Annotated in this window: 8 protein-coding genes; 5 read left to right on the plus strand and 3 right to left on the minus strand. The window is 31.7% G+C overall.

The genetic code is table 11. From position 1 onward, the window contains the following. Positions 1-180: 180 nt before the first annotated feature. Positions 181-774: a TetR/AcrR family transcriptional regulator gene (locus CLORY_RS22240; RefSeq protein ID WP_079428685.1), complete on the plus strand. Its 594-nt coding sequence runs from the start codon at positions 181-183 to the stop codon at positions 772-774. Between the two features lie 30 nt (positions 775-804). Then, positions 805-1,512: an MBL fold metallo-hydrolase gene (locus CLORY_RS22245; RefSeq protein WP_079428687.1), complete on the plus strand. Its 708-nt coding sequence runs from the start codon at positions 805-807 to the stop codon at positions 1,510-1,512. Positions 1,513-1,626: 114 nt separating this feature from the next. On the opposite strand, the gene CLORY_RS22250 is transcribed toward CLORY_RS22245, so the two are convergent. Further along, positions 1,627-1,935, minus strand: coding sequence for a hypothetical protein (locus CLORY_RS22250; RefSeq protein WP_079428689.1), 309 nt, complete (start codon positions 1,933-1,935; stop codon positions 1,627-1,629). Between the two features lie 113 nt (positions 1,936-2,048). Between CLORY_RS22250 and CLORY_RS22255 the strand changes: the two genes are divergently transcribed. The 3 genes from CLORY_RS22255 (at position 2,049) to CLORY_RS22265 (ending at position 3,730) form a co-directional block, all read left to right on the plus strand. Continuing rightward, positions 2,049-2,486 (plus strand): MarR family transcriptional regulator, encoded by a 438-nt coding sequence (locus tag CLORY_RS22255; RefSeq protein ID WP_079428691.1) that lies wholly within the window; start codon positions 2,049-2,051, stop codon positions 2,484-2,486. A gap of 3 nt (positions 2,487-2,489) precedes the next feature. Continuing rightward, complete coding sequence (locus tag CLORY_RS22260; RefSeq protein WP_079428693.1) at positions 2,490-2,906, plus strand: pyridoxamine 5'-phosphate oxidase family protein; 417 nt, start codon at positions 2,490-2,492, stop codon at positions 2,904-2,906. Between the two features lie 74 nt (positions 2,907-2,980). Next, a complete protein-coding gene (locus CLORY_RS22265; RefSeq protein ID WP_079428695.1) occupies positions 2,981-3,730 on the plus strand; it encodes an alpha/beta fold hydrolase in 750 nt (249 codons plus the stop codon). Positions 3,731-4,047: 317 nt separating this feature from the next. Here the strand turns inward: CLORY_RS22265 and CLORY_RS22270 are convergent, their stop codons facing one another. Continuing rightward, positions 4,048-5,016: an ABC transporter permease gene (locus CLORY_RS22270; protein ID WP_169911728.1), complete on the minus strand. Its 969-nt coding sequence runs from the start codon at positions 5,014-5,016 to the stop codon at positions 4,048-4,050. Beyond that, positions 5,000-5,962, minus strand: coding sequence for an ABC transporter ATP-binding protein (locus CLORY_RS22275; RefSeq protein WP_079428699.1), 963 nt, complete (start codon positions 5,960-5,962; stop codon positions 5,000-5,002). The genes CLORY_RS22270 and CLORY_RS22275 overlap by 17 nt, the downstream gene beginning before the upstream one ends. Between the last annotated feature and the right edge of the window lie 327 nt (positions 5,963-6,289).

Raw genomic sequence — 6,289 nt, forward strand, 5'->3', positions numbered from 1 at the left:
ACTTTTCTCTCTAAGAATTTATTTTGAAGTTAGTAAATTTATATAAAATTTGTGTTACAAGTGCTTAATGAACGAATCAATCTCCGTAGTGCCACAATATTTCCTTTTTTATTGATTTTGGAAAAAATAAGTGATATATTAGAACTGAACATTCAGTACTAAATTAGAGGAGCTGACTAGATGAACATTCCTAATGCACGTGAAAGAATATTAGATGCAGCAGTAAAGGTATTTGCTGACAAAAGTTTTGAGGGTTCTAGAATTGATGAAATAGCTTCGGCAGCGAACGTACCAAAGTCTCTTATTTACTATCATTTTAAAAACAAGGATGAAATTCTGGAGATACTTACAAAAAATTTTATCAGTGACTATTTAAATATTATAGAAAGTGATGCAAATGAAAGTCATAAAGAGAAATTTGAACAATTAGGACAGAGAATGCAAGATGTGTACTATGAATTTGGTAAAAAAAATGCTGATTTAGTAAGAGTTATATTTATAGATTCATTGAAGAAAACAAAGGAGCAACCGATTTTTTTTAAGGTCATAGAAGCTATGATAGCAAAAGAGAAAGAGAGCAATAAAGATTCTAATTATGACGAACAGGAAAGAAGAATTTCAGAGTTCTTTACTAGTTTTATACCAAACTGTGCCTATATTTGTTTTGCTGATTCATGGATTAAATATTTTAATATGGATAAAAGTAAGTTTGATAGGCTGTATCTAAAAGTATATGAGGAGACCCATGGAGCTTATCATAGGAATCATAAGTAATTAAATAATTTTAAGGGAGATGCTTTAATTATGGAACAAGAGGTTATCAGAATTGATTTGCAGGGTGTAAACTGCTATTTGCTAAAAGCAAAGGACAAGTTCATTTTGATTGATACTGGCGGACATTTAACGGTAGATAAGGACTTTACAAATAGGCGTGAATGCTTAGATAAACAGTTGGAAAAAGTCGGGTGTTCAGTTGGAAAACTAAAGCTTATTATACTGACGCATGGTGATAATGATCATACTGCTAATGCTGCTTATATCAGGGATAAGTATGATGCTAAAATTGCTATGCATTCAGCTGATTTAACCCTTGTTCAAAATCCTAATGTAGAAATGGCTATGGAAAGTTTCCGGTATAGGTCTCTGGCATATAAAATTATATTTACGTTAATGAAAAATTTGATTAAAAAAATTTGTGTAAAGACTCTCAATGATTTTGAAAGATTTACTCCTGATATTTATGTAGAAGATGGATATAAACTTGATGAATACGGATTTGATGGTAGCATAATCCATACACCAGGACATACTGATGGCTCCATTGGAATCCTAATGTTAAATGGCGACTTCATTGCCGGAGATACTTTCGCTAACATGAAGAAGCCGGATGTTGCAGTAAATGCCAAGGATTTTAATCAACTAGACTCAAGCATAAACAGATTAAAAAGTCTAGGAATAAAGAAGATTTATCCAGGTCACGGTGAACCATTTGAAGCTAGTGAATTAAGATAAGAAGGCAATAGAAGCAGTATAATAAGAGTATTTTGTAAATACATAGAGTTAACTGAAGGGATGAGTGACCGTAGGAGGCATTTTTCAGCCGACGGAGGTCATTCACCCTTTATTTTATAGATACTCGTTGTATCCCCAAATAGAATTATCGAAACTCTTATATGAATTTTGATAATACATGTTTTGCAACCTGTTATTGTCAGACTTGCCTAGCTGCTGCATTGATAATGCCTGCGAATCAATTAACGCTCTAAAATGGGTTGCAGCTTTTATTAAGTTTTGTCTATCTTCATTAGATGCACTGCTAGAATTTGTTTTGCTGGAATTACTAATGCTGTTTGTGCTATTTGAGGATGAATAATTTTTGTTAGAATTTTTAGCACAATATGATGAGTTGTAAAACTTAACAATTCGTAATGACATATTAATCTCACTCCTATATTTTTTTTATCTTACAATACTTATATCGAATAAAATTAAATATTCTTGACAATAGTACTATATAGTACTATTCCATATAGAGAGGTGACAAAAAATTGAAAAAAACTAAGGGCGGATTTTATATATCACAAGTTAAGCAGCTATCGGATAGAGTATTCCAAAGATTATTAAAAGAAGATGGTATAAATGATTTTAATGGACCTCAGGGTAGGATTTTATATGTTTTGTGGCAGGAAGATAATCTGCCTATTATTGAAATCAGTAAACGTACCTCACTTGCTAAGACAACACTTACCAGCATGCTGGATAGGATGGAGATGGCAGGACATATTAAACGTAATTTTGATACAAATAACAGAAGACAAATATTGATTACGCTGACACCTGAAACGAGGGCTTTAAAAAACAAATATGAGATAGTTTCAAATGAAATGAGTGAGCTATTTTATAAGGACTTTTCAGATGAAGAAATCACTGATTTTGAGAAGTACCTTTATAGGATAATTAAAAATTTAAAAGAAATCGAGGAATAAATAATGGAAATTAAAAATTATGATGAACTTGTTAACCTAGTAGAAAGATCTAAAAATGTAGTGGTGTGTTCAGTAGATCAGGATGGCTTTCCCAATGCAAAAGCTATGTTTAATCGAAAGTCGGATAAGCTCAATACATTTTATTTTTCAACAAATGTATCTGCAAAAAGAACAACACAATTCTCTAAGAACGCTAACGCTAGTATATACTTTTTTGACCAAGAAACTTTTCAGGGATTGATGCTTGTAGGAAAAATGACAGTTTGTACTGATAGAAAAACAAAAGCGGTATTATGGCAGGAAGGTGATGAAGTATATTATCCTGCTGGTATAGATGATGAGGATTACTGCGTGCTTAAGTTTGAAGCAAAGAAAGGTAACTACTATCATGGACTTGAGAATTTTAATTTTGAAATATAAAGGAAAAACATATGTAGTTAAACAATAGCAGTGCTAAATATATTGAATGAAATGTTTTTTTAGGGGTGGAAAGAATGCCATACATGAAATTAAATGATTTAAACTTATATTATGAGGAATTTGGAACGGGTGAACCTATTCTATTTTTACATAGTGCGTATAGCAGAGGAATATTGGCTTTTAGCGGTCAAATACAGCCATTTTATACTAAATATCACTGCTTCTATCCTGATTTCAGAGGACATGGACGTACAATATGTAATTCCTTAGATTGGGATTCGCAAAAGATATGTGATGATATGATTAATTTTCTAAAAGCCTTAAACATTTCAAAGGTTCATCTAATTGGATATAGTACTGGTGGAGGTATTGGCTTCTATTTGGCATCCCAATATCCTGAAGTAGTAAAAAGCCTTACAGTTATAGGAAATGGTGGAGTTATTGATGATGCTGGTTCAGATGAATTTGAACCAGAAGAATTGCTGAAAAATAATAAAATAGATTTTATCGATAAGGCTAAGAGTTTACATTATGATGCTCATAGGGGTAATTGGAAATATTATTGTATGCAAGAAGTTAACGATTGGAGAAAACATCCAAACTTAAGTGATAAAGACTGGAACAAAATAAAAATGCCTCTGTTACTAATAGCAGGTGAAATGGATCATTATGCTACAAGTGAAAGACTAATGAATATTAAAAAGGTATGCAATCAAGCAGAAATCATGGTGGTAAAAGGTAGTGGACATAGACCGCATATGCCTATGGAAAACGCAAAGGAAGTAAATCAACGTATATTTAGATTTCTCGATACGACAAATTAGAATTAAAGATAATATGCTTTGTAAATGCATAGAGTGGGCATAGGATAGGAAGTGGTTGGAGGAGGCATTTTACAGCTTATGGAAATCACTTTCTACTCTTTTTTATGGTGCTTGCTAATGATATGATTAATCCTATTAACAATACGATTCTGAAGATTGTACACAGAGCAGTTGATTTTGTTAATATAAGAAGCAAGCTCATAGCGATAATGCACACTATATCTATTATAATTTGAATTTTATTATTCAAAATATCACATCCTTTTTATAGAGTTGAAGAAGGATTACCCATTTCCTTCTTCTAAATTTTATATATGTTAATCAATAGTCCTTTTACCAAAAACATAAATTGTAACTGCATGGATTACGGTGAAGTACAACAATAATATAATAGCAGAATATGTTATTGTACAACCGTTTATTAAAGGTGTACTGTCAGGTAAATATTGTGTTAAATCCATATGCGGGAATGGAGTGAATCTGATCCACCAATATCTGTTACCAAATAAACTCAGGATGAATCCGGAAAAAAGAACTGCCACAGAGCCGACAATAGCCAATGAATTATTTTTTATAATTGTTGAAAGCATAAAGGCTATACTAAATGCCATAATGTCATTAATACTTTTGCCGGCAAAAAGTATAAGCTGATAAACTAACATGCTTCGTTCTTTTACAAATCCAGTATTGCTGATGTATAAGTCCTTCATATTAAAACCATCAAAACCATATTTTAATCCACCTATAATGATTGATACGGTTATAATTAGTAGTATAAAGCCAAAGTAGAGAGCAAGTAAGGCTGTCCATTTTGAAAGCAGTATCTGCCATCTTTTATACGGGCGAATAAGTAGAAATTTTATTGTACCGTCTTTATATTCATTTGATACAATATTTGCAGCAGCTATGATTAGAAATATACCTACCATGTATTCGAGGAGGAGTGCTTTATTTACAATACTCCATAATGATGTATAGTTGTATATTATATTATGCTGTAGCGCATACTTGTTAAGTACATAATCTTTTTTATCTATAAATGAAAATAAGTTATCCTCTTTTTTTATATCTTTAGCAGTAACAGCTCCATATTTCTTTTCTTTTTGTTGTACTTCACTGCTGAGTTTATTTATATACGCATGTTTACTTACCTTTGCTGGAGCTTTAATCGCAATGAAGGCGATTATGACAATGAGCAGAAAAATGAAAATGCAAGTACTTATCTTAGTAAAGATTTTAATTATTTCATTAATTACCAGTATAAAAAAATTAACCAATCTTTTCATTTCCATTGCCCCCTGTCACATTCATAAATATTGATTCCAGTGAAGAAACTTCCGTTTTTATCTCATATACTGGTATATTATTTTTCACTAGATATTCATTAATCTTAGGAATAGAATCAATTGTTGATTTAAAAATTATAAAATTCTGTTGAATTTTATAATTTCTAGAATACGGATTTTTACTAAGTATCCAATCTATATTATCAATACTTTTAACTTTAAAATTTATCATAAGTTCAATGGCATCAGTCATACTATCTTCAATAGCTCCGCTAGTGTTCTTTACACCAATAAGCTCACCATTTTGAATTATTGCTATTTCGTCACATAGCTTTTCCATTTCGCTTAATATATGACTGGATATAAGTACACTGCAATGTTCATGTTGAACAATTTTCTTTAAGTAGGCACGCAGTTCAATGACAGCAGCTGTATCAAGTCCGTTGGTGGGTTCGTCTAATATAAGTAACTTTGGTTCATGAAGGATAGCTTGTGCAATGCCAAGCCTTTGATTCATACCTAGGGAATATTTACGAACCTTATCATTCATACGATGGTCCAATCCTACAATTTTTAATACCTCAAATACTCTGCTTTTAGGTAAATTATACATACGAGCATATTGCATAAGATTTTGGTAAGCTGTCATATATTTATAAAACTGTGGAACTTCTATTATAGCGCCAACGTTTCTTATGGCTTTTGCATAGTCATCTTTTATATTGTATCCGCAGATGTTTATATCGCCTCCAGCAGGCTTTATAAGTCCAACAAGCATTTTCATAATTGTGGTTTTTCCAGCACCGTTAGGCCCCACGAGTCCCATTATTTTTGATTCATCTAATTGTAAGGAAAAATCTTTTATAATTCTCTTCTTTCCGAAGGATTTATTTAATTTATTAAGCCGCAGTATTTCCGTACATTTCATTTCATCTGCTCCTTTCATAAATTATCATACCTCGTAAAGATAAACGGATGCTTTCAACAACCTTAACTGTACCTTAAAATTAAATTAGAATATTATAAGTGGAGGGACTTGTTATATAATTTAAATATATTGCGAACCAGCAATAGGAGCGTTGACCGCTCGGTCAACGCTCCCTGCGGGCTCTGTAAATTATATAGATTGCTAGTTTTAAAGTACCGTCTCTAAAATTTCTACACGTTAATTTTACAGACGTTATTTGATGAAGTTGTATCTTTAATTTTTCTTCGTAGATTATTAAGTGTGATCTTAATTATAAAGAGAGTTAAAGGCTTCTCTTCAATATGG

This window comes from Clostridium oryzae (assembly GCF_002029235.1).
GTDB classification, from domain to species: domain Bacteria; phylum Bacillota; class Clostridia; order Clostridiales; family Clostridiaceae; genus Clostridium_AE; species Clostridium_AE oryzae.

What these genes read in the sequence shown, in the direction of transcription:
- CLORY_RS22240 (WP_079428685.1), top strand. Translation starts at nt 181, where the DNA reads ATGAACATTCCTAATGCACGTGAAAGAATATTAGATGCAGCAGTAAAG.
- CLORY_RS22245 (WP_079428687.1), top strand. Translation starts at nt 805, where the DNA reads ATGGAACAAGAGGTTATCAGAATTGATTTGCAGGGTGTAAACTGCTAT.
- CLORY_RS22250 (WP_079428689.1), bottom strand. Translation starts at nt 1,935, where the DNA reads ATGTCATTACGAATTGTTAAGTTTTACAACTCATCATATTGTGCTAAA.
- CLORY_RS22260 (WP_079428693.1), top strand. Translation starts at nt 2,490, where the DNA reads ATGGAAATTAAAAATTATGATGAACTTGTTAACCTAGTAGAAAGATCT.
- CLORY_RS22265 (WP_079428695.1), top strand. Translation starts at nt 2,981, where the DNA reads ATGCCATACATGAAATTAAATGATTTAAACTTATATTATGAGGAATTT.
- CLORY_RS22270 (WP_169911728.1), bottom strand. Translation starts at nt 5,016, where the DNA reads ATGAAAAGATTGGTTAATTTTTTTATACTGGTAATTAATGAAATAATT.
- CLORY_RS22275 (WP_079428699.1), bottom strand. Translation starts at nt 5,962, where the DNA reads ATGAAAGGAGCAGATGAAATGAAATGTACGGAAATACTGCGGCTTAAT.